This is a genomic window from Zooshikella ganghwensis DSM 15267, assembly GCF_000428585.1.
Taxonomy (GTDB): Bacteria; Pseudomonadota; Gammaproteobacteria; order Pseudomonadales; family Zooshikellaceae; genus Zooshikella; species Zooshikella ganghwensis.
In genome coordinates this window covers 42357-64253 of sequence record NZ_AUAF01000005.1, presented here as the reverse complement: position 1 = coordinate 64253, position 21897 = coordinate 42357, and the positions used below count along the sequence as shown (strand labels likewise).

The 21897-nt window shown below is 40.9% G+C and carries 22 protein-coding genes and 1 other RNA gene; 5 read left to right on the top strand and 18 right to left on the bottom strand.

What is annotated here, in order from left to right; all coding sequences use genetic code 11:
- Nucleotides 1-61: 61 nt before the first annotated feature.
- The 4 genes from F607_RS0102300 to F607_RS0102280 all read right to left on the bottom strand — a co-directional run bounded on the left by F607_RS0102300 (nucleotide 62) and on the right by F607_RS0102280 (nucleotide 3728).
- Complete coding sequence (locus tag F607_RS0102300) at nucleotides 62-499, bottom strand: hypothetical protein (protein WP_027706745.1); 438 nt, start codon at nucleotides 497-499, stop codon at nucleotides 62-64.
- Nucleotides 500-1042: 543 nt separating this feature from the next.
- Nucleotides 1043-1858, bottom strand: coding sequence for a substrate-binding periplasmic protein (locus F607_RS0102290; RefSeq protein WP_027706744.1), 816 nt, complete (start codon nucleotides 1856-1858; stop codon nucleotides 1043-1045).
- Nucleotides 1859-2419: 561 nt separating this feature from the next.
- On the bottom strand, nucleotides 2420-3286 hold the full coding sequence (locus tag F607_RS35885; RefSeq protein ID WP_051310746.1) for a transglycosylase SLT domain-containing protein: 867 nt from the start codon (nucleotides 3284-3286) through the stop codon (nucleotides 2420-2422).
- Nucleotides 3279-3728: a hypothetical protein gene (locus F607_RS0102280; protein ID WP_038289661.1), complete on the bottom strand. Its 450-nt coding sequence runs from the start codon at nucleotides 3726-3728 to the stop codon at nucleotides 3279-3281. The genes F607_RS35885 and F607_RS0102280 overlap by 8 nt, the downstream gene beginning before the upstream one ends.
- A gap of 651 nt (nucleotides 3729-4379) precedes the next feature.
- Between F607_RS0102280 and F607_RS0102275 the strand changes: the two genes are divergently transcribed.
- Entirely contained in the window at nucleotides 4380-5735 is a 1356-nt protein-coding gene (locus F607_RS0102275; RefSeq protein WP_027706742.1) for a DegQ family serine endoprotease, read from the top strand.
- A gap of 68 nt (nucleotides 5736-5803) precedes the next feature.
- Here F607_RS0102275 and F607_RS27825 read toward each other — a convergent pair whose 3' ends face one another.
- Both F607_RS27825 and F607_RS0102265 read right to left on the bottom strand, forming a co-directional pair.
- A complete protein-coding gene (locus F607_RS27825) occupies nucleotides 5804-6409 on the bottom strand; it encodes a motility-associated ABC transporter substrate-binding family protein (RefSeq protein ID WP_051310744.1) in 606 nt (201 codons plus the stop codon).
- A 244-nt stretch (nucleotides 6410-6653) separates the two neighbouring features.
- The gene (locus tag F607_RS0102265) at nucleotides 6654-7526 is read right to left on the bottom strand and encodes a patatin-like phospholipase family protein (RefSeq protein WP_051310749.1); all 873 of its coding nucleotides are present in this window, start codon (nucleotides 7524-7526) and stop codon (nucleotides 6654-6656) included.
- Nucleotides 7527-7746: 220 nt separating this feature from the next.
- Here F607_RS0102265 and ffs point away from each other — a divergent pair.
- Nucleotides 7747-7843, top strand: an RNA gene (ffs, locus tag F607_RS33405) — signal recognition particle sRNA small type.
- Between the two features lie 293 nt (nucleotides 7844-8136).
- On the opposite strand, the gene F607_RS0102260 is transcribed toward ffs, so the two are convergent.
- From F607_RS0102260 to F607_RS27820, 3 genes are all read right to left on the bottom strand, one after another.
- Nucleotides 8137-8874 carry a substrate-binding periplasmic protein gene (locus F607_RS0102260; protein ID WP_027706740.1) on the bottom strand — a complete coding sequence of 246 codons (738 nt, stop codon included), beginning with the start codon at nucleotides 8872-8874 and terminating at the stop codon, nucleotides 8137-8139.
- A gap of 219 nt (nucleotides 8875-9093) precedes the next feature.
- Nucleotides 9094-9690: a peptidylprolyl isomerase gene (locus F607_RS0102255; protein WP_027706739.1), complete on the bottom strand. Its 597-nt coding sequence runs from the start codon at nucleotides 9688-9690 to the stop codon at nucleotides 9094-9096.
- Nucleotides 9691-9843: 153 nt separating this feature from the next.
- Nucleotides 9844-10401 carry a hypothetical protein gene (locus F607_RS27820; protein WP_051310742.1) on the bottom strand — a complete coding sequence of 186 codons (558 nt, stop codon included), beginning with the start codon at nucleotides 10399-10401 and terminating at the stop codon, nucleotides 9844-9846.
- A 251-nt stretch (nucleotides 10402-10652) separates the two neighbouring features.
- Between F607_RS27820 and F607_RS27815 the strand changes: the two genes are divergently transcribed.
- A complete protein-coding gene (locus F607_RS27815) occupies nucleotides 10653-12029 on the top strand; it encodes a substrate-binding domain-containing protein (RefSeq protein WP_051310740.1) in 1377 nt (458 codons plus the stop codon).
- A 106-nt stretch (nucleotides 12030-12135) separates the two neighbouring features.
- On the opposite strand, the gene F607_RS0102240 is transcribed toward F607_RS27815, so the two are convergent.
- The 4 genes from F607_RS0102240 to F607_RS0102225 form a co-directional block, all read right to left on the bottom strand.
- Nucleotides 12136-12744 carry a YecA/YgfB family protein gene (locus F607_RS0102240; RefSeq protein WP_027706738.1) on the bottom strand — a complete coding sequence of 203 codons (609 nt, stop codon included), beginning with the start codon at nucleotides 12742-12744 and terminating at the stop codon, nucleotides 12136-12138.
- A gap of 75 nt (nucleotides 12745-12819) precedes the next feature.
- Nucleotides 12820-14358: a cryptochrome/photolyase family protein gene (locus tag F607_RS0102235; RefSeq protein WP_027706737.1), complete on the bottom strand. Its 1539-nt coding sequence runs from the start codon at nucleotides 14356-14358 to the stop codon at nucleotides 12820-12822.
- On the bottom strand, nucleotides 14351-14854 hold the full coding sequence (locus F607_RS0102230) for a SprT-like domain-containing protein (protein ID WP_027706736.1): 504 nt from the start codon (nucleotides 14852-14854) through the stop codon (nucleotides 14351-14353). Before F607_RS0102230 ends, F607_RS0102235 begins: the two co-directional genes overlap by 8 nt.
- 139 nt (nucleotides 14855-14993) lie before the next feature.
- Nucleotides 14994-15602: a Yip1 family protein gene (locus F607_RS0102225; protein ID WP_027706735.1), complete on the bottom strand. Its 609-nt coding sequence runs from the start codon at nucleotides 15600-15602 to the stop codon at nucleotides 14994-14996.
- A 396-nt stretch (nucleotides 15603-15998) separates the two neighbouring features.
- Here F607_RS0102225 and F607_RS0102220 point away from each other — a divergent pair, with 396 nt between their 5' ends.
- On the top strand, nucleotides 15999-16832 hold the full coding sequence (locus F607_RS0102220; RefSeq protein ID WP_230400356.1) for a DUF547 domain-containing protein: 834 nt from the start codon (nucleotides 15999-16001) through the stop codon (nucleotides 16830-16832).
- Between the two features lie 31 nt (nucleotides 16833-16863).
- Here the strand turns inward: F607_RS0102220 and ttcA are convergent, their stop codons facing one another.
- Nucleotides 16864-17781: a tRNA 2-thiocytidine(32) synthetase TtcA gene (gene ttcA / locus F607_RS0102215; RefSeq protein WP_027706733.1), complete on the bottom strand. Its 918-nt coding sequence runs from the start codon at nucleotides 17779-17781 to the stop codon at nucleotides 16864-16866.
- Between the two features lie 154 nt (nucleotides 17782-17935).
- On the opposite strand from ttcA, the gene F607_RS0102210 reads away from it, so the two are divergent.
- Nucleotides 17936-18271 (top strand): TraR/DksA family transcriptional regulator, encoded by a 336-nt coding sequence (locus F607_RS0102210; RefSeq protein ID WP_038289659.1) that lies wholly within the window; start codon nucleotides 17936-17938, stop codon nucleotides 18269-18271.
- A gap of 57 nt (nucleotides 18272-18328) precedes the next feature.
- Here the strand turns inward: F607_RS0102210 and F607_RS0102205 are convergent, their stop codons facing one another.
- From F607_RS0102205 to fnr, 4 genes are all read right to left on the bottom strand, one after another.
- Nucleotides 18329-19507: a glycerate kinase family protein gene (locus F607_RS0102205; RefSeq protein ID WP_027706731.1), complete on the bottom strand. Its 1179-nt coding sequence runs from the start codon at nucleotides 19505-19507 to the stop codon at nucleotides 18329-18331.
- A 22-nt stretch (nucleotides 19508-19529) separates the two neighbouring features.
- Nucleotides 19530-20024, bottom strand: coding sequence for a hypothetical protein (locus F607_RS0102200; RefSeq protein ID WP_027706730.1), 495 nt, complete (start codon nucleotides 20022-20024; stop codon nucleotides 19530-19532).
- 455 nt (nucleotides 20025-20479) lie between these two features.
- Complete coding sequence (locus tag F607_RS0102195) at nucleotides 20480-21013, bottom strand: adenine phosphoribosyltransferase (RefSeq protein ID WP_027706729.1); 534 nt, start codon at nucleotides 21011-21013, stop codon at nucleotides 20480-20482.
- A 20-nt stretch (nucleotides 21014-21033) separates the two neighbouring features.
- Nucleotides 21034-21795 carry a fumarate/nitrate reduction transcriptional regulator Fnr gene (gene fnr, locus F607_RS0102190; protein WP_027706728.1) on the bottom strand — a complete coding sequence of 254 codons (762 nt, stop codon included), beginning with the start codon at nucleotides 21793-21795 and terminating at the stop codon, nucleotides 21034-21036.
- Between the last annotated feature and the right edge of the window lie 102 nt (nucleotides 21796-21897).

Here is a 21897-nt window from a genome sequence, read left to right as displayed (position 1 = left end):
GTGATTAGGATGCCACGAAAAAGGCTGCAAAAGCAGCCTATTAATGGGTATGGTATTGCTATCATGGGTAGTAAAAAATAGGTTCTCGATAGGGCATACCTCCAATCACCATCCATCCAGAGCACTTATCAGCTTGCCAGTTTTTATGTCTGGCATAGGCTGGATCCCAAGTACAGAAGTCTGCTACAAGCTGATCGACATGCTGACCATTTGTATTAATACGAAAATGTGCTTTATAGATTTTCGTTGTATCGCTCATCGAAGGGTCAAGAAGTTGTTCATTGTCGATAAGCACTTCATGATAGGGAAAGTTGGCATTAACATGTGTCCCATGATGGGGTTTATTGAATGTATATACCAGTAAACCATTTTTGTAATCATAGCAGGCGTGAAAAATAACACCACCTTCCGCGAAATCAAGACAATTATTCTCTTCTTCCGCGAAAACATAATTACCTGAAAGTGCAAAAACTAAGATAAGAAATCGTACGTTAACCATCGTCGCCTACTCCTACACTGCGAAATATTCTTAGTGTAGAATTAGGTGAATGAATATCAAATAAATAAACCGTTCATTTTTAATTAAATATTAGTTTTTTTATTGATATTGGTAGTTAATGACGAGGCTTATTATAGACAGTGATTGTTATTGGTGTATGTTATACTTTGGGGCTAGTATACCCCTCACGAATCATTTTTATGTGCGCTATCGATAGCGCTCACCCTAACGGGCCAGCGAAGCTGTTCTAATGTGTTCCCGACACATTAGTAGGGTTTGTTGACAGTGCTCTTGGCCACCAAGGATGGTGAGAATGCAGTTTATGCAGGAGCATTTAACGGCCACCCCAGTCACTTATTAATATAACCGCCCAGCAGCGCTGTTATATCAATTAAAGTGGCTACCGCAATTTTCACAGCAGTAAACTTGCCCAGGGGCTTCATCGCTTGATGGCCCAGCTAGCACCATTGAAAAACTGTTGATGCTATCGCTAGTCTTAACAGACCAGACTAGCCCCACTAAAAACCCTTCGTTTTGGGTATATTACTGTCTATTATTTAATACTGGATCAAGATGTTTTTTGAGTAAACTCTCTAAAATACTTTTAGATTTTAGGTTTTTAAGCGCTCTATTAAAAAAGTCTCTTAGTTTTTTACCTTGACTTGTCTTGGGGAAAAGCATATGAAATGACATCGGTTTTACATTAGGCAGTGGTGCATACAGTATTTCGTTATTCCCTAATAGATTTTCTCCAATGGCTGCGAAACCGGCAATGATTTCTATTCTTTCTAGATGAAGGTCTGCTCGGTTATGGAGTAGCATATAGAAAATTTTTTGTTGACTATTTTTATAGATGCTGATATCTGATTCTTTCAGACCATAGATAGCATAGTTATAGCCTTTCATACCTGCTAATCGATATTGTTTTAATTCTTTTAGTGAAGAAATGCTGATTCCTTTAGGATGGTGCGCTTTAGCATAAAAATAGTAGGTATGTGTGTCATAGTACTTATCGGTGTAGAAAAAATTTTTTTTACGCTGTTCATTTAATGAGGCATCAACCAACATATGATACCTTTTACTGTGCATGACATCATATTTACAACGATTCCAGTTTATCATATCGATTTTGTAGGGTTGGTTGATAGGGGTTAAGATGGCAGACAATACGTCAACTGAATACCCTTTAAGTTTAGATTTTTCACCAGCGACTCTTGAAAAGTAGGTGAAGGGCGGCCACTCTGCATCATCATTGCAGATATGTAAAGAGGAGGGAAGCTCTCGTGGCTCTTCAGCCAAAGCAATGGTTGAGGATATACAGGAATAAGCCAAATAGGTCAAAATTATATGCTTATTCATTACCCGTGTTTTCCAATATATTATTTGCTTATTCTTATCTTTCGCGACAGTCTATTTATATAAGGAAACGCTATACTGTCTGTCTATACCTAAAACTCGATTCCGAAGTTTTTAATGCTTGCAAAACTAAAAGCTCCAAGGATCAGTGTATACATAGTTAGTAAACACTTGTTGTTACATGGCAGCCTATTTCTATAACTTATTGATTTATTCAGCAATAAAAAAGTCAAGAAGAAAAAACTTCGGAATCGAGTAAAACGAAGGACTTTTAGGGGGGCAATTAAATACTCCTCAGTAATTGCTTCTGCATTGCTCTACTATATGGCATCCGTGTCACTATGAAACTGCATTGACACCATCCTTGGTGGTTGTAAAGAATGCCGATAACTAACCCTAAAATTGATTCGTGGAGAGTATAGTGAAAGATGTTCTGTAGTAAGTGTAGCCTGATATTAGACTACACTGTGAGATTATCCGATTATAATAGAGTCGAAGCCTTTATGTAGTTTTCAGGGCAGGGTATATTTTGCTACGGGTGTTGTTAAATATTCTCTGTTTCAACTAACTTGCTTTATACAGTGCCATGATTTTTTTTACATAATTAAGTGTTTCTTTAAACGGGGGGACTTTATAACCATATTTTTGAACATTACCATAGCCTGCATTATAGGCTGCAAGTGCTAATGGTACATTGCCGTTAATTCCACGTCGCGTCAGCATTTTTTTCAAATAACCTGAACCACCTTTAATATTCTCTCTAGGATTAAATACATTGCCTACACCCATTTCTTTTGCAGTGGCAGGCATTAACTGCATTAATCCTTTTGCGCCCACATGAGAGACAGCTCTGGGGTTGTAGTTTGACTCGGTTTTAACAACGGCATGAATAAGCACTGGGTTCAGTTTACGTTCTGCAGCTGCTTTACCAATGATTTTACGGAATGGCACCTTATATTTTTTTTCGGCATAGGTTGTGGATTTGAGCAGCTTTTGGGGTAAGGTGTAGTTGCCAGTCGCAAATGGGTTGGGTCCATTGCCAGCAAGCTTAACCAATTGCTGGTAATGACGGTAAGCCTTCTTTTGTGATGACTGTTTAGGAGGAGCATGGGTTGACCATTGAACAGGTTCCCATTCGTGAGGTGCTAAACGACAACTTGTGCCAAACTGTTTGGGTTGTGGTTTACCATTAATCTCTAGTCGAGTGAAGTAGTCACGACAAACCTGGTTAGCTTGCGAATATGTAATAAAGACTGCTAAGTAGCGTTCAATATTAGGTTCATCCTTATCGTGCCAGTTGGCAATTTTCCCATCTAACAGTTGTTCTTCTAACAAGCTATTTACATCTGATGTGAGGCGTTGCTCTTTAGTAAGTGGGATACAGCCTACTACTAGCAGGTAAAGGCTCATGACTAAAGTGTGCTTAAACACAAGTATGTCCTCGCTGCTTATTAAGTTTTGAGCTGCCTTTTTTACGACCATAAATGATGTAATCACGACAAACTTGATTGCCTTGCTTACTCTTATTGAGAGGCTTGATGGTAAAGCGGTTACCTGTTCTACTGTTTGTCCAGTTATAGTTTTTCTTATTAGGCGTTGAGCGAAGACCTTTTACGGCTCTATCTTGGTCTGAAGAGTCCATATAGGAGCCAATGTAACCGCCAATAATACCACCAATGATGCCTCCACCAATCATGCAAGCATTACGTTTGCTGGATTTTTTATCTTTACAGGCTGCATACCCTAGTCCTGCGCCAACTCCTGCACCGGCAACAGCTCCCCAGAAGCTGTTTGACTGATAGTAGCCATCATTACAGCCTGTGGTAAGAATCATCATTAATACTAAGGTACAATATCGCCAACATGTAGACACAGAGGCAGCCTCCTTAAAAGCGTTTGATTACATTCTTGAGGTGGTAAATTATGTTATCAGGCTGAAGATGAGGGTTACTTTTCACCACCACTCACTAACTTTGCTATACCCTAGTGTTATCGATATACACAACGTAATGTATACCCTTCACGAATGATTTCTAGGTTTTGTTATCTTCACTCCTCACCCCAATCACTTATTAATACAGGCTCATGGGTAATATAGGCTCATGTGGTTTCGTCACTCGATGGCCGCACCTAAAAACCATTCGTATTGGGTATATACCCTTCGCTTTGTGTATATTAATGGGTAATGAAACTCATGGTGTGGTGTGTTTTTACCTGTAAAGAGGGTGTTTTAAAAGGGTTTACATATTGCAAATGCAATCAATGTCTCTTTTAGTAGGTTGTAATTATTTATTTTTTTTGAGTGTGTAACAGGCTAACTGTAGTTTAATTCACATGACTATGGGCACTATTTGAAGGGCTTGATGTCTATTAATGCATTGCCATAATGTGAAATAATTGGCATTGAGTGTGTTTTACTTAACATGTCACTCGTTTTGGATCTATATGAGTGGACGTAGTAGCGTTTAACCTTTTACTAAAAATAGTATTGATTCGTAACACAGGGTTTGTAGGAGGTCATTGAATGAAAGTAAAGTGTTGGCAGTCGCTCATGGTAATCATAGCAGCCGTACTTATGTTGCCTACTGTATCGGCAGCAGCTTTACCTGCCAAGGATAGCCAGGGACAGCAGTTGCCTACGTTAGCACCACTGGTTAAAACAGTAACACCTGCTGTCGTCAATATTTCAACTTATGCTAAAACAACAGTACAAAACCCATTGTTGAGTGATCCGTTCTTTCGACATTTTTTTAATATGCCACCCTCTCAGCCCAGACAGCAACGGCAAACGCAAAGTGCTGGATCCGGCGTCATCATAAATGCTGAAGAAGGTACTGTAATTACCAATTACCATGTTATTAAAGGCGCTGATGAAGTCAGAGTGACCTTAGAGGATGGGCGTACCATTAAAGCTGAAGTTGTGGGTAGTGACCCTGATGTAGATATCGCTGTACTTGATATCAATGCGGACAACCTTAAGGCGCTGCCATTAGCTGATTCTGATAAATTAGCTGTGGGTGACTTTGTGATTGCTGTTGGTAATCCTTTCGGCTTAGGTCAAACGGTAACGACAGGTGTCGTCAGTGCTTTAGGGCGTTCAGGGTTAGGAATTGAGGGGTATGAAAACTTTATCCAGACGGATGCCTCTATTAACCCAGGTAACTCTGGTGGTGCACTGGTTAATTTGCGTGGTGAGTTAGTGGGTGTGAACACGGCTATTTTGGCACCTTCAGGGGGAAATGTTGGTATTGGTTTTGCCATCCCCACCAATATGGCTAAAGCAAGTGTTCAGCAAATACTTGACCATGGTGAAGTGAAAAGAGGGCAAATTGGCGTTTATATTCAGGATCTAACAGCGGATCTAGCTGAAGCATTTAATCTGGATGAGCAACAACGTGGTGTACTGATTAATGATGTACAGCCAGGTTCAACAGCTGAAAAAGCTGGACTGCGTGATGGTGATATAATTATTGCTGTTGAAGGAAAGTCGGTTGGAAATGCTGCACAGCTTCGTAATGAAATTGGACTGAGACGCATTGGTGATGAAGTCAAAGTGACCATTTTACGAGATAAAAAAGTAAAAGATCTTAATATTAAAATAGGTGGAGAAAAACTTACCGGAGCCAGCAAAGTACATAAAATTTTTGAAGGCGCAATTTTGCAAAACTCACAAAGTGAAGATGGTGTGCTTGTTCGAGATATTCAGGCTGGAAGTGCTGCAGCATATACTGGATTGAGACCTGGAGATCGTATTATTGCGGCTAATCGTCATTCAGTGAAAAACTTGCGAGATTTACAACAAGCATTAAGCAAACGTAGTAATAAAGTATTATTGAGAATAATACGTGGCAATGCTGCGTTATTCCTTGTTATCCAGTAATTCTATAATAATCTAGTTCTTTTGAGGTTTGCTGATTAGGTGTTAACTAGCAGCAAGCCTTTTCCTGCTTATTGGCTAGGCCTGGTAATTAAAGGTGTTATTTTCGAAAACTTATCCTTAATGGCTCCGCCAATGTCGTTTTTTTCAAAACTACTTTGATCAGATAAACTTCGTGTATCAAGTCTATGTAGGTGTAAATAGGGCGTTTTTGCTGCAAACTCCCGTAAATCACCATTGACCAATACGGGCAGGAACTCAATACCAATTTTTTTTTGATAAATACGGTTTAAAAAGTTTATTGCTGTTGTAAAGCTAAGATGACGCATGCGTTGTTCGTGACCAAGAGGAATACCAATAAAAAGACCTTTTTGATTAATGGCTGCTCCAGGGTAAAGTATTACACCTGTTTTTTTGATTGCTGCTTCATTTATATGATTAAATGTGTCGTGAAATGCATAAGGATCAGGTAGTACAATGATCCCTTCTCGTCCTGAACCGGCTAATAGTACTTCAAAATTGGAATATATTTTTTTTACAGTTGGACTATAGACGCAAAAAGCTCTTGCAACGCGCTTGAAAAACTCGGCTGCTTTATTTTTGTTGATAATTGATGATAAATCCCAAAACAGGTCTGGGTTATCTGGGTAGTCAGCAAGCTTTATTGGTGTTTTCACGCAATAACCTTTCAAAATTTTGTTGTTGGTTATTTCATTCCAATAGTATTAACAGGTCCTAACATGTTGCCATTCATGAATGTGCTTAGGCTCAGTTATAAAATATGTCAGTAAAATCGAAAAAATAATTGAATAAAAAATGTCGTAAAACTTAAACTTATAGTGAATGATTATTATGGACTTTAAGTTGTTATAGGCAGGCGATGCACTTCTGTCAATGGAGAAAATTTGGCTGTGTTTAAAGTTAAGGATGAGAGTTTGCTGTTTGATGGAGTTTAAGAGGAACGATATCCATGACAGTTTTATAGCCCATTTGAAAGAGGCATATTTTGTCATCATTCGTTAAGTTAAATTCGACGGGGGAATAACTACCAGTATTGACAATGACTGTCGATTGCCAGAATGAGTCGTTTATATACTCTCTTGACAATGTTGTCATGAACGTTCTAATAAGCATTGATAAGTAGTCTTTTATCGGTAGAAAAGAGGGGTTGCTGGAAATCTTCTTATGGTAGGTTTGGCTTCTTAAGCGAAAACATACGACAGGTGTACCGTCACCAGCCCAATCGCGATAGAGAGCATCTTCTGAGAGAATACTGCCATCAACCAAAATATGTTGATCAAAGTGTTGAAAGCTAAAGATAAGGGGGATGGATATTGAAAATAATACAGCCTTGGATACTTTTAAGTCAGGAGTTGTTTGAGCATTAAAAATGACAGGTTGAGATGTCACTACGTCTGTGGCAACGATATGTAAATCAACGGTTAGGTCTTTAAAGTAAACACCACCTAACTCGTTATCGAGCCACTTTTCAAAGATTGAACCATTTGACAGTCCTCCTGAGCGAATGAGGTTCATCAGTGACTGCCCTTTGAACTGTTGAAAGTCAACAGCCAGTACCAGCTTTTTTAATTCACTGACTGACTTACCCAAGGCATATAAAGCTGCAACAATACTTCCACCAGAAACACCAACAATACTAGTGAAACTAAGCCCTAACTCGTTAAGCCCAGTAAGAATTCCTACATGAGCAGGCAGACGGGTACCACCACCGGCTAGAATGGGTACGATCTTTCCCTCCTGGGTTGAAGGTGGCAAAGGGGCTGGCTCAGCCATTAGCGTCATGATAGTTAAATAGTTTAGTCATAATAGATTAGTGTAAAAGAATAATAGGACTTTGTTATTTTCAAAAACTATTAGTTTGTATTTGTTGATTATCTATAGTTATTGTCGTAATCGATATCCTTAAAAACGCCCTTGCAAATTGTTACTAAATCAGAGAGAATGCGCACCACGCTTGATACGGGGCATACCCGTAACCTGTAATGGAGGCCCTTGTTGGTCCCCTCGCAATGAATATCTGCGAACCCCGCCAGGCCCGGAAGGGAGCAACGGTAGTAGTGACTTCATGTGCCGAGGTGTGGCTGATGAGGGCCGCCGCCATTCCGAGTTCACTTCTTTTTACACGTCTAAAAAACGCAGTATCCCTTTATATGACAAACATTTCAAATGTGGTTTGGTTAATGGGTTACAGCTATTTCCACGTAAATCGTTTCTAAACTTATTTCACAGCATTTCAATACTCGACCAAGTTATTTGATTAATGACTATGAGTTTGGAAACAGAGGTTTTTATGGTAGGCAGAACTGAGCAGAACCGCATCCGTGCGGCAAAACAGAGAACGCTATTCCGTTTAAAAACTATACAGTTTTTGTTGGCTTAGTTGTTATTTTTCTCGGTACTTATCGATGATTGCTTCAATACGCCCTTCGTTTCTGAGCGTGCTTAAAGCGCTGTTGAGGAGTTCAATAGTTTCATCACTTGTAGATTTATTCATTGCCAGCCAGAGACCACTTTTACTGAATGTGAAAATACGTTCAATGTCGTCCATCTTTTGGCGTTGTGCAATAAATGGCCCAGATAAAGAGCTTGTGGCCCATAAGTCAATTTTGTCAATTTTCAATTTCATTGCGTTCACGACATCATTTTTGGCTTTGATGACGTTTATTTTTTTCTCTAGCAGGTAGTCGGTTATTGCGTCTGCTTCAAAGCTGCCTACAGCATATTTATTTAAATCTGCAAGCTGGTTAATGGTGATATTGCGGCTTTTCCTTGCGAGAATGATCCACTCTTCCTCGAATAATGGACCAACCCACTTAAACTTATTTTCCCGTTCGGCGGTTCTAAATGCAGAGTAAATACCTTTACCTGGTTCGTTAAGTGCCATATTTAACGCTCTATCCCAGGAGGCATAGAGGGTTAGTTCAAGTCTTAATCCTGCACGTTTAAATGTTTCTCTGACAATATCTGTGGCAAATCCAGTGACCTTTTCGTTTCGACCAAAGCTACTGTAAAGCACTGTCATATTAAGTGGTGGGAATGGTTCAGTCACCAAATGGAAGGTTTGTGCTTCAGCATTTAGCCAAAACAGCATGGTTAATGCAATCATAACCTTGCGCAGCATGGTAAATCCTCAACATATTAAAAATAGTAAACTGGTTGTAACAAAAAACTACCACAACACAGCAAGGAACGCCTTTAAGCCTTATTATTCTATTAATGTGTAGCTATAGCGTTTGTTGTTTTCTAATAATAAATAGAGTCTTTCTTAACTATATAGTGTAGTAGTCTGTATGTACCCGACAAATGTTTTGCAAAGCATACACTTGTCACCCAATACCTATTACTGCTTTTTGGTGCCCTTATTTTCGGTATTAACTAAGGTAACTTGTTTGATGACAATAGGCTTTACTGGGACGTTTTGCATGCCATTGATGTTATGAGTGGGCACATTCACAATTTTGTCAATGACTTCCATACCTTGAGTGACCCGACCAAAAACCGCATAACCTGCACCTCGAGCACCATGATTTAGAAATGCATTATTGCTGACATTGATAAAAAATTGAGAGGTAGCGGTATCTGGCGCAGGTAATCTTGCCATTGCTATAGTGCCACGCTCATTTTTTAAACCATTTTGCGCTTCATTTTTGATTGGAGTATGAGTTGGTTTGCGTTCCATATCGGTGTTAAACCCACCGCCTTGGGCCATAAATCCAGGAATGACACGATGAAAAATAGTGCCATTGTAGAATTTTTGCTCAATATAGCGGAGAAAGTTTTTAACAGTAATGGGGGCTTTTTCAGGGTAAAGCTCTAGCTCAATATTGCCTATTGAGGTTTCCACTCGAACATGAGAAGTAGTAGCCCAGCTTGCTGAGCTAAAAACTAACGACGCTGCAATAAGAAGGTATAGGCCTGGCAACTTCATTTTTATCATAATCATGAACCTTGAGTATTCCATTTTGTTTAGGACCACAGAATAACTATTTTACCGTTGTGTATACAACAGTTGTAAGATTGAAGTGGTTTACGTTTTTGTCCCCAGTCAAAGGCTAACCCGTGCCGGCTATATTTCCTACCAAATTAAGTCTTATGTCTCGTCAGAGCTGAGTGACAAGTTACTGGTATCAGGGGTGACAGCTTTGGGTTTAGGGATTTCTTCAGGGTTGACTAAATAGCCTTCCATCGGTTTCAGCGTAATGTCACTTACATCAGGCGCAGGAGGAGGAGGCGTGTTGTCAGCTTGAACCAAGTCTGCGCCAACGGGAGCCAGGGTCCAGTCATGATCATCTGCTGCTGGTTGTGAGCTACTTGGGTCATCAGTTTGCTCTGTGATTGAAGAGGCTGGCGCTGGAGTGGATGTCTCGGAAGAGGCTGTGACTGGGGAGGGAGCAAGCTCAGCTTCAGCTTGCCAAGGCTCCTTAGTGTTGGAATCCACGATTTGACAGATGAGCCCAGCTTTTAACAGAGTGCGCTCATACTTTTGTGCAGTGGTTATGTCTAGCTGATTTTTGATAATGACAGGGCGGCCGGAGAAAAATGTTTCAATCTGGGCTGCTGAAGCTTTGAATAACTTCGCTATGTTTTCCTTCGCCGTATCCTTGGAGGTTTCTGGGGTAAGACGCCCAGTGAATATAATTTCATACATAGTCATTGTCATAACAAAGATAGTTGATCTTTTTAAAGGCTATGAACTCAGAGTGTTATTGTCCAGACTCAATAGGCCAAAAGGTTGATTTTCCTTACTCATAGACGTAAATGAAGTTGTTGCAAGAGTATGTCGAAAAAGCTACACATAGCTATACTGATGATTATCTCCTGATGAATGGGTGCAGGGAGACTGAAAAGAGTATGATAGGTTTACAATAAAAATGATCGATTATCATTAAGGGGGTTCCTTTGTTTAGTTATCTTCAGCGCACTGGTTTTATGTCATTGGTGATACGTGGCATCATGGCTGGGATTTGCTGTTTTGCAATAACAGCTAAGGGACTTGAACCTTTTACTCGTTTTAGTGGATCCGGGGCAGACGCTAACCTGTTTAATATGGCTGGTTCAAATACCATTGGGGCAGAGCTTGGCCCTGAGTTGGTGAAAGCTTATTTACAAGCTAAGCAAGTGCAGCAAATTAAAATTGAAGAAACAGGTATTAATGAAGTTAAGGTAACAGGGAATGTACCCGCACTGAAAAAAACGGTAAGTATTAATATTTCTGCTCATGGTAGTTCTGATGGTTTTCGCCAGCTTGCGGCCGGGAATGTGCAGATTGGCGCAGCATCAAGGCCCGTTAGAGATTCTGAAGTGAGTAAGTTGGGGGGGGATGCTATTCGTAGTGTTGATCATGAGTTTATTCTTGCTTTGGATGGTATTGCGGTCATTGTCAGTAAAAATAACCCCCTGAAACAACTGCAAGTAAAGCAAGTGGCTGATGTATTCAGTGGTCGTATTTTTGAGTGGACTCAATTGGGCTGGGGGGTTGATCCTGTTAAATTGTTAGCGCGTGATGCTCAGTCGGGAACATGGGATACGTTTAACAGCTTAGTATTAAGCGGTCGTGGAGCATTAGTTGCGTCAGCTGAACGCTTGGAAAGTAATGAAGAGCTGTCAAGGAAGGTTGCCAATGACCCTAATTTTATTGGCTTTGTGAGTTTAAACGCTATAGGTCGTGCAAAAGCGTTGGCCATTGCTGATGGAGGTAATCATTACATTAAGCCTAGTGCTGCTTCAGTAGCTACTGAGGATTATCCTTTAAGTCGCCGACTCTATATGTATAGCTTGAGCGATGATGACTTCGTGAAAGAGTTTTTAGCATTTACTCAAAGTCCAGAGGGCCAGGCTGTAGTAGAAAAAACAGGCTTTATTTCCCAAAAAGTAGATCGCCTTCCGCAGACAAACCTTTCCACAATGCCCAAAGACTACCGAGATATGGTTAAGGGCTACCAGCGGTTATCTGTCAACTTTCGTTTTGTGGCAGGCAAAGCTGATTTGGATAATAAAGCGATTCGTGACCTTAATCGCTTAGTCGATTTTTATGCTCAGCAGGGAGGAAATAAAAAGCTATTATTGATTGGCTTTGCTGATGCTGATGTAAAAGGAGCTAAACGCGCTTTACTGGCTAAATTACGTGCAAAAGTCGTTTCGCGGGAGTTGACTAAGGGCGGGTTATCCCATGGAGCTGTTGAGGCCAAAGGGTACGGTGTGCTTGAGCTTGCATCAGGAGAGAGTTTAGCGGGTAAAACCAAAAATCGTCGAGTAGAGGTGTGGATAGAAAAGTAGCTCTAAAGCAGTTAGCTCTACAGTTGATTGCTGCACCAATATAACCGCTGCGCCAACTTAATAATTGTTGGCGCTTTGTAGGAACTATAACCCTTGCTAATTATCTCTAGTGTTTTTTCGGTTTTGCAGAGCCTGACTTGTTTGAAGGTTTTTTGATTTGGTCTTTTTTATCTTCTGGGCATTTATAAAACAAATAGAGTTCAGTCAGTAGCTCAGGGAGTTGTTCACTCATATCGGTAATGAGTGCTTCATCCTCAGACATTTCGGTAAACTCTGGTGCATCGCTAAACAGCCCAGAAAGTACCATTATGGGTAACAGTAACTCGCTTGATTCCTGCTCATCGGTGTCAAACCAGGCATCCTCATCCAAAAATACAGCACTCATGAAGCCAATACACCAGGCTTGTATATCTGAATCCTCAAGTTCTTCCTCTTCATCCCACTCAAAGGGAAGCTCCAGACCTTCGCCTAAAAACAAGGGCTGCTCAAGCTGCTGTTGTGCCTGTTGGATTGCATTTTTGAGTGTTTGGAGATTTTCTGGAGATAAGTCAGGACTACCATCAAAAATACAAAATATGATTTGGTCAATTGTGGGTTGGCGTGGGCTTATGGTTGCCGCCGTTAGTAAGCCATGTGTGGCGATACTATCTAGAATATCTTCATTGGTTGGGTCAGCTTCAAGAATGGAGGATAGTGTGGACCAAGGTTCATTCATGTAAATTGCCATTTCATTGCTACAAAATAAATGAATTTTAGCCTGTCCTGAAAAGGATGGCGAGGAAGGTTTAATTCACAAGGAGTCTAATTGCATGAGAAGCTGTTGTGCTCGCTGTTTGATCTTAGCAATTTCACTTTTTGATTTACGTTGAAGTGAACTTAACACGAGTTTCATTCTTGGGTTGCTTTTGAGCGTGTCATAGTGAGTAATTAGAAAGAACCAGTACAGTCCATTAAATGGACAGCTATCATCTTCAATCTGAGTTTTCACGTTGTAGTGACAGCTTTTACAGTAGTCTGACATTTTTGCAATATATTTGCCGCTGGCAGCATAAGGCTTTGAACCTAATAAACCACCATCAGCGTGCATAACCATACCAAGTGTATTAGGCAACTCAACCCACTCAAAGGCATCAGCATAGACAGCTAAATACCACTCACAGATTTCAGTAGGGGTAATGCCTGCCAATAATGCGAAATTGCCTGTAACCATTAACCGTTGGATATGATGAGCATAAGCATGTTCATAAGTACTTTTTAAGCACTGGTGCATACACTGCATTTTGGTTTCAGCATTCCAGTAAAAAGAAGGAAGGCTACGGTCATTATTAAAAGCATTCTCTTTTGCGTAAGAAGGCATTTTTAACCAATAAATGCCTCTAACATATTCTCGCCAACCAATGATTTGTCGAATAAAGCCTTCTACAGCGTTGAGTGGCACTTTACCTTGCTGATAGGCATGTTCAGCCATTTTACACGTTGTTATTGGGTCCAGTAGGCCAATATTTAAATAGATAGAGATAAGTGCATGGAATAAAAACTCATGCTGGTTGCTCATTGCATCCTGAAAGTCACCAAAATAAGCTAACTTGTGCTCAATAAAATGTACTAAAGCCGCATTGGCTTGCTCTGTTGTTACAGCAAACCAAAAAGGCTTGAGCTGGCCAAAGTGTTCGGGAAAATAATGAGCAACGTCGTTAAGAACACCTAGAGTAATTTTGTCGGGCTTACATTGATAGACAGGTGGAACAGGAGGGTCATTGCTATATGACTTTCGGTTTTTCTTATCAAAATTCCATTGGCCACCAGTGGGGCTGTTACCCTCCATCAACAGTCCTGTTTTTTGGCGAATATAACGATAGAAATACTCCATTCGTAGCTGTTTTCTTCCTGCTGCCCACTCTTTAAACTCGGCAAGGCTGCAAATAAAGCGGTCATCTTCAAGAATATGCACTGGTGTTGCCAGGTGTTTTGACCACGTTTGCATCGCATTATGTAGTCGCCACTCTCCGCAGTGGGTTATGAGTATTTGGTGAGGGGAGTAATGCTTTACAGCACTCTTTAAGACATCAAGTAATGATCGATAGGGACTATCTGGGTCGTACTGATAGTAGTGTACAGGCCATTTTTGCTTTTTTAACTGGTTAGCAAAGTGGCGCATGGCTGAGAAAATTAATGCTATTTTTTTTTGGTGATGGGAAACATAGTGAGCTTCCTCCCATACCTCGGCCATGATAACTTGATCATGTCGGGGATCAAAATCTCTTAAGCTACTTATGTCTAATGAAAGTTGATCACCTAGGACCAAAATTAAGCTACGTTTGTTAGCCATAATTTTCTGCGTTGAGTTTATGCGTAAAACGTAGTGTAGCGCGACATTTTTGACAAAGGTAATCAGTACCTCGAAGAGATCGTTTATGGCGTATGGCGCTTAAAAAATGTGGGCGCTCACAAGCACAGGAGTAAACATAAGGATAATGGCCTGTTTTGGAAATATCATAACGATGACAGCGACTGGCTGTTACGCCAAAAACGCTTTCCATAACAAAGCGCCACTCCCTGCCATGGGGCTTAATTCTCTGTCCATAAACATTGGGGGCAACCAAGTGAGCAACCTCATGGGCAACGGTATGCTTTAGAAAATGTTCAGTATGCTGCTGAAGAAGTGCTGGATTAAAGCGTAATGTGTTGGTTTGCCAATTCGCTTGCCCAGCAACACTGCCACGCAAATCTAAAAAAAACTCAGGAAAAGCAAAATAACACTGATAGTGTGTTTCTGCCTGCTTAAGTAATGAATTAATTCTTTGGGCAATGGCTTGGTAGGGCATATGTTTAAAGCGATAGTGTGTGATTTAAGTGGCTCGCGTTATATCCTTGGTTATTGTTATGGTAAAGACCATTATGTACTAATAACACTATATCGTTTTTTATACACCCTAGCCAACGCATTCTAGTTTAGCCCTGTTTTTATAGTAATAGGTTGACGCCTGGTCCAATCCCGGTGGCTAATAGTAAAACGGCAATAACGAGTAGTGATACAAATGCGACCAAGCCAACACAAAGGATTGAGCTGGCAAAGAAAAACCCTTGTTCCTTAGGAATATTCATAACAATAGGCAGCCCTGCATAGAGTAAGTAAGTGGTGTAGGCTGCTGCGATAATACCGGCAATAAGGTATACCCAAATGGCTGGGTATAAACCGGCAATTCCTAAAACAAATAAGGGGGTTGCTGTGTAGGCAGAAAACACAACACATTGCGCCAGTGAGGTTGATGCACTGTAGGTCTGTGATAGCTGATGGATCAGCAGCCCGACAACAAAAACACCACCAAGTAATGCGAGATAGCCCATTATGGCTATTGTTGCGGCATTGTCTGAACTTAACCTAATGACTTTATCTGGGTTGAAATACCAGCCAATCTGTGTGGTGCCAATGTAATTACATAGTATAGGTATTGCGGCGAGTAAAAAGATGTAAGTAAGATAAATACGGGGAATTGATGTCGACTCCAGCCGTATTTTTTGCCATTCTTTTTGTGGGTGAATAATTAACCCAATGACATGCATTATTCTCATAAGGTTCCTCCTTGAACGTGTTGCTTAACCAGGCTATGCAATACACTTATCCTTGATGTATCGACAGCACAATATGTTTGGCCTGATAGCAACGGTCCTTATTATTATTTCCTTGTTTTTATTATGGTCTTTTGCCAAGTAAAGTATAAGAAGAAAAAATTGAAGGTTATATGATAATTTTCAAAATGAAATAACGTATGAACTGTGTTTTTAGTCTCTATAGCTAATACGAATGTTTCTAGTTATTACACTGTCATGGTCATGTAAATTATGAAAATGAATACTTTTCAGTAAAGATAAGGGTCAAAGTGATTATGGGAGTGAGTCGCTTTAGCTTCTACTGAGGTGTAAAGCAAAAACAAGATGGCAAAGGGTAAAGAGCTTTGCAATAAGCTAATGAGTATAAATGACGCTATGTTTACTATACGTTTACTGATCACCCTATTGAGTTTTTGGCTAATACCTATCGTGTATGCTGCTCCTAAAGCAGATTATTGGGCATACTGGGATAAAGCTACCCAAAGTAGCAGCAAGATAGATCACCAGTTATGGCAGAACTTTCTGGATCAGTATTTAGTGCTTGATAAAGAAAAAAATATTTATTTGCTGAACTATAAAGCAGCAGCTAAGCAGGGTAGCTTGTTACTTACGGACTATATTAATCAGCTTAAACGGATAGATCCACGGCAGTACAACCTTAATGAGCAGTTTGCTTACTGGGTTAATTTGTATAATGCATTAACAGTCCAGCTAGTGCTGAAGCACTACCCTGTTACTTCAATAACCAAGCTAGGTGAAGGTTTTTTTAGCTTTGGTCCCTGGGATGACCCTATTGTGACCATTACTAATCAATCCCTTACACTCAACGATATTGAGCATCGAATTTTAAGGCCCATTTGGAAAGATCCACGTATTCACTATGTGGTGAATTGTGCCAGCATAGGTTGTCCGGATTTACAACCTAAAGCGCTAACAGCGAAGCTTATTGAACCGCAGCTGGAAGCGGCAGCAAAGCGCTTTATCAATCAGCCTAAAGGCGTCAGCTGGCAACGTGAGGAGCTAGTTTTATCAAAGATATATGATTGGTATAACGATGATTTCGGTCGCAGCGAGGCAAAAATTATTGCTCATCTAATACGTTACGCTGAAAAAGGCTTAGGCACTCAATTAAGACAGTACCAAGGTGATATAAGCTATCAGTATGACTGGCAGCTTAATGAACACCATTAAACTGCCATGACTATAAACAGTGGCTGATGCCTTAATTGGGATGAATGAACTTCACGGTTTCTACAGCAGTATCATTACTGTCTGATTTGCTTTGGTGAAAAGGATTCATTTGGGGGCGATCAAATGCCTGATCACCGTCTTCACGAGGTGTACCATCTGCGTTGATATGCTTAAAGGGATACAAGTTTGTGTCTGCCAGGTGAGAAGGTACGACGCTTTGTAAAGCACTGAACATGCTTTCAATTCTTCCAGGGAATTGCTTATCCCACTGTCTTAACATCGCTTTTATATTTTTACGCTGTAGGTTTTCCTGAGAGCCACAGAGGTTACAAGGGATAATAGGAAAGTTCATTGCAGATGAGTATTTTTCAATGTCTTTTTCTCGGCAGTAAGCTAGGGGGCGAATGACCATATGCTGACCATCATCACTGACTAGCTTGGGAGGCATGCCTTTTAATTTTCCACCATAAAACATGTTTAATAGCATGGTCTCTAGGATATCATCACGATGATGACCTAAAGCTATTTTGGTCGCTCCCACCTCTTTTGCCGTTCGGTATAAAATGCCGCGGCGTAAACGGGAGCAAAGTGCACAGGTCGTTTTCCCCTCGGGCACTTTTTCTTTGACAATGCTGTAAGTGTCTTCTTCTACAACTCGGTAGTTTATCCCTAAGCTTTTCAGGTAATCGGGCAGAATGTGCTCAGGAAAGCCTGGTTGTTTTTGGTCAAGATTAACGGCAATGAGATCAAACCCAACAGGTGCATATTTTTGCAGGTTGAGTAAGATATCAAGCATGGTATAACTGTCTTTACCCCCAGACAGGCAACACATAATTACATCACCATCTTCAATCATATTGAAATCAGCGATAGCGCGTCCGACTTCGCGTCGCAGACGTTTTTGTAGTTTGTTTATATTGATTTGCTGATGGGGGGGCAGGTGTGTCATGGTGTTTACATTACTTCCAAGCTGACAAATAGCCGTACATTATACAGAAACCCTTTTAAGCTGATAAGTAGCCCTACAAGCTTTACGTGATAGCTGGCTAATACACTTCTTTTCTAGCTTTGAAGGTAAGCAGGAGACTTTAAGGAGAAAGTCAATGGATTATCACTCACTAAAGCAGCGGTTGAAAACGCGAGAAAATGAGCTAACACAGCGCATTGAGCGGATTAAACAAAACATGCAACAAAGTGCGAATAAAGACTGGTCTGAACAGGCTCAAGAGCGTGAGAATGATGAAGTTATGGAGGCACTGGGGCATGAGGCTGTGCAAGAGCTTCGCCAAGTCAAGCAGGCAATACAGCGCATAGATGAGGATGAATATGGCACCTGTGAGCACTGTGGCCAAGCTATTCCTGAGGCCCGGCTGGAAATCATGCCTTATACTGCGCGCTGTATTCGTTGTGCGGACCAACAGCAAGCGATGAATCGCTAGTTATAAAGAACGTTGAGTTTGCAACCCATCTTTAACTTTTACTTTTTAAAAAAGTTATCAGCCCTTTTGACCAGAAGCTTTTTCGGTATGAAAAGCTCGCACTAGTCGGAAAATTTCACGCATGGTTTGGTGAAGAAGTTCATCAGCATGCGTGACAGCATGCTCAAGAGGCATAGGTTGGTTAATAATACTAAAAATACTGGTGATACCTTGTTCATGTGTAAGCTCAGCACCTTTACCAATACTACCGACGAGGGCAATGACGGGGATATTGTACTGACTGGCAAGTTTGGCTACGCCTACAGGAAGCTTCCCTTGAGAGGTCTGCTGGTTGATCTGTCCTTCTGCAGTGATCACTAAGTCAAGCTCACCATGTTTAAATAAATCGGTTAAGCTTAAGTATTGTGCGATGACTTCGAAGCCTGAATGAATTGATGCGTTGGGCAAACTGGTCAGTAAGCCTGCTCCCATTCCTCCTGCTGCGCCAGCTCCTGGCTGTTGAATGATCTCAGCAGCGGGTATATCAAAGTGCTGGGCGAGTAGTTGAATAAGGTTGTTGACCGCAAGATCCAGAGTCGGAATCATTTCAGGGGTTGCGCCTTTTTGAGGCCCAAATACACTGGCTGCACCATGCTCTCCCAAAAGAGGATTTTTTACATCACTCGCAATGATAAACTCTGTGTTTTCAACTCTAGGGTCTAAGTTGGCTGTGTTAATAGAGCATAGCTTAAGTAAGCCTTCGGCCCCGGCTGGAATAGGCTGCTGCTGCTCATCAAGAAACTCATAACCTAAAGCACTTAAAGCACCTGCACCGCCATCATGGGTTGCGCTTCCCCCCAGCCCTAATATGACTTTATTACACTGCCTATCGAGCGCATTGAGTATAAGCTCGCCAACACCTTTAGTTGTGGTATAAAGTGGGTTTTGTTGTTCTGGGGTAAGAAGAGGTAGTCCTGCGCAGCTTGCCATTTCAATAATAGCTGTTTTATTGTCAGCCAAAATACCGTAAAAGGCATCAATAGGTTTATTTAATGGACCTGTCACTGTCAGGTTGATTTTTTGTCCTCCAGCATTATGTAAAAAGGCATCAACAGTCCCTTCACCACCGTCTGCAAGGGGAAATGAAGTAATTTGAGTATTAGGCGCTATTGAGAGAATTGCAGAGGTACATGTTTGACATATTTCTAAGGCTGTCAGCGATCCTTTAAATGAATCCGGTGCAATTAAAATATGCATGGATCAGTCCCCGTGATAGCTGTTATGCTGCTTCGCTGTTATTTAAAATTAAAGTCTGATAATGCTGTATAAACGACTCTAGATGGGCTTGGGGTCTAACATGATAAAAACGTCGCCAGCATTTGGCTAGCATATAAATGTTACTGGGCTCAGACTCAATAAAATTTTGGTTTCGTTTATATATTAACCAAGCTATTGCCGTGGCATAGGACAAATTTGTGGCAAGTTCGGCATGAGGATTAGCAAGAAACTCGTGCTGGCTGGCCAATCCACGAATTTTACTCGCTAAGTCAGAGTGCTTAACTAAGTACCGGTCCCAAATATTTTTATGCATCATTGGTGTAATACAGTAGATGCCTAATGAACGTTGCTTATGACGCTTTAAGTAGAAGCCTAAACCACTTTCTTGAGCCGCGGTGCCCAACAACAGGTTTTCGGCAAAAGGGGACCACATATCGATATAGTCTAATGTGGGTTTAATAACATAGTGGCGAAGTTCATCTGGACAGATTCCCATGGTCTCACTCTCTTATCGCAGCCCAAAATCTATATGGGAAGCCATGCATAATATTGACCAATCTACAGATAGGGCTGTTTATGGAAAGTAATAACTTGTTTTTATAATTACCTTTCCCATTAACCTAGCCTATTTTTTAAAAAAGTCACTGTAACGTATTGAGTTTACGATTTTTGCTCATGTGCATAGCAAAACTAGCCATTGAATTTACTCCTGTAAATCAAACAGCATTATTTTAGCCATGACCTCTTTGGATGATGGTGTCAATTATTCAAACAAGTATGTTTTTTTAAAGACAAAAGTATGACGGAAAGGTGAAGATTTGGATGATGTGGAGCTAATTTGCCAAATGATACGATGACTGTTTTGCTTATTAAAAGGCTGGAAAACAGCTACCTACCAGGCTATTTGCCTGGCAGGGTCGACTTTGGGTTGAGATAGGGGGCGGCTAAAATTTAAAATGCGCAGAGTGTAAACGTTGGAATATTGGCATCTTGCAACTTTGTGCTGCCACCTAAGTCAGGTAAATCGATAATCGCTGCGGCTTCATATACGTGAGCACCTAAACGCCTGATTAATGTAGCGGCAGCGAGTAGAGTTCCACCTGTTGCAATTAAATCATCAATAAGCAAGACAGAGTTGCCTGGATCCAAAGCTCCGCGCTGCACCTCAATGGTAGCTTGTCCATACTCTAGGTCATAAGTTTCAGTTTCTGTTTCTGCAGGAAGTTTACCTTGTTTACGAAGCAATACGAGTGGTTTGTTCAATGCATAGGCGATAACCGCTCCTGGCAAAAAACCACGCGCATCAAGGGCAGCAATATGGGTTATTTCTGTGTCAACATAGCGTTGTATCAAGCTATCGATGACCATTCGTTGTGCTTTAGGTGACTGGAAAAGAGGAGTGATATCACGAAAGATAACTCCAGGCGCAGGCCAGTCATGTACACTACGAATCAGTGACTTAATGTAATATTCGTCAAAAATCATGAGGAGCGGGTTACTTATTGTTAGGTGTCAGTGCTGCCATTTTTTTTAACTTCAACAGGCTTTCCCCCTGCTAAAGAGCATAAGTTGATAGGATCAACAACTTTGACTTCTTTACCGTTAGCGACAATTAAGCCATTTTTTTGGAAGCGGGTGAAAACGCGACTGACTGTTTCAACAGCAAGCCCTAGGTAGTTACCCATTTCATTGCGGGACATGGGAAGTCGAAAGGACTGAGAGGAGTACCCACGACGTCTAAACCGTGTTGCCAGATTGACTAAAAAAGTAGCAATACGCTCATCAGCATTTTTTTTGCTTAACAACAGCATCATTTGTTGATCTTCACGAATCTCTTTACTCATGATGCGCATTAATTGGCGGCGTAATTCAGGCAAAGATTCCGCAAGCTCATCTAAACGATCAAATGGAATTTCGCAAACAGTCGTAGTTTCAATAGCCTGAGCAGAAACGGGGTAGGCATCACTGTCAACGCCACTCATTCCCACTAACTCACTAGGCAAATGAAAGCCTGTGATTTGCTCATCACCGTCATTAGTAGAGGTATAGGTTTTTAGGGCGCCAGAGCGAACAGCATAAATGGAAGCAAACTTATCTCCTTCAAGAAACAGGTGTTCTCCCTTGCGCAAAGGGCGTCCCCGCTTGATAATTTTATCAAGTAAATCAATATCTTCAGTGTTTAAAGCAATAGGCAGGCAAAGAGGCTGCAGGGCACAGTCTTTACAGGCCACCTGATTTAAGTGTTTTACAGTAGGTTTCGACGTCATGCTGTGAGGGCCTCTAATCAACTTCCGTCGTCATATATGTTTAATGCTAGTATCTGATTAGAGGCTATTGTAGGGGAAACTACTAAAAACTCCAACGGGAAT

Coding starts and splice junctions, on each gene's coding strand:
- F607_RS0102230 (WP_027706736.1), bottom strand. CDS start 14,854: ATGCCCTACCAAGCCATTGCCCAAAGAATTAATTCATTACTTAAGCAG.
- F607_RS0102300 (WP_027706745.1), bottom strand. CDS start 499: ATGGTTAACGTACGATTTCTTATCTTAGTTTTTGCACTTTCAGGTAAT.
- F607_RS0102255 (WP_027706739.1), bottom strand. CDS start 9,690: ATGATAAAAATGAAGTTGCCAGGCCTATACCTTCTTATTGCAGCGTCG.
- F607_RS0102290 (WP_027706744.1), bottom strand. CDS start 1,858: ATGAATAAGCATATAATTTTGACCTATTTGGCTTATTCCTGTATATCC.
- F607_RS0102220 (WP_230400356.1), top strand. CDS start 15,999: ATGAGTATAAATGACGCTATGTTTACTATACGTTTACTGATCACCCTA.
- fnr (WP_027706728.1), bottom strand. CDS start 21,795: ATGACGTCGAAACCTACTGTAAAACACTTAAATCAGGTGGCCTGTAAA.
- F607_RS0102205 (WP_027706731.1), bottom strand. CDS start 19,507: ATGCATATTTTAATTGCACCGGATTCATTTAAAGGATCGCTGACAGCC.
- F607_RS0102235 (WP_027706737.1), bottom strand. CDS start 14,358: ATGGCTAACAAACGTAGCTTAATTTTGGTCCTAGGTGATCAACTTTCA.
- ttcA (WP_027706733.1), bottom strand. CDS start 17,781: ATGACACACCTGCCCCCCCATCAGCAAATCAATATAAACAAACTACAA.
- F607_RS0102200 (WP_027706730.1), bottom strand. CDS start 20,024: ATGGGAATCTGTCCAGATGAACTTCGCCACTATGTTATTAAACCCACA.
- F607_RS0102195 (WP_027706729.1), bottom strand. CDS start 21,013: ATGATTTTTGACGAATATTACATTAAGTCACTGATTCGTAGTGTACAT.
- F607_RS0102260 (WP_027706740.1), bottom strand. CDS start 8,874: ATGCTGCGCAAGGTTATGATTGCATTAACCATGCTGTTTTGGCTAAAT.
- F607_RS0102240 (WP_027706738.1), bottom strand. CDS start 12,744: ATGAATGAACCTTGGTCCACACTATCCTCCATTCTTGAAGCTGACCCA.
- F607_RS0102275 (WP_027706742.1), top strand. CDS start 4,380: ATGAAAGTAAAGTGTTGGCAGTCGCTCATGGTAATCATAGCAGCCGTA.
- F607_RS27820 (WP_051310742.1), bottom strand. CDS start 10,401: ATGTATGAAATTATATTCACTGGGCGTCTTACCCCAGAAACCTCCAAG.
- F607_RS0102265 (WP_051310749.1), bottom strand. CDS start 7,526: ATGGCTGAGCCAGCCCCTTTGCCACCTTCAACCCAGGAGGGAAAGATC.
- F607_RS0102225 (WP_027706735.1), bottom strand. CDS start 15,602: ATGAGAATAATGCATGTCATTGGGTTAATTATTCACCCACAAAAAGAA.
- F607_RS0102210 (WP_038289659.1), top strand. CDS start 17,936: ATGGATTATCACTCACTAAAGCAGCGGTTGAAAACGCGAGAAAATGAG.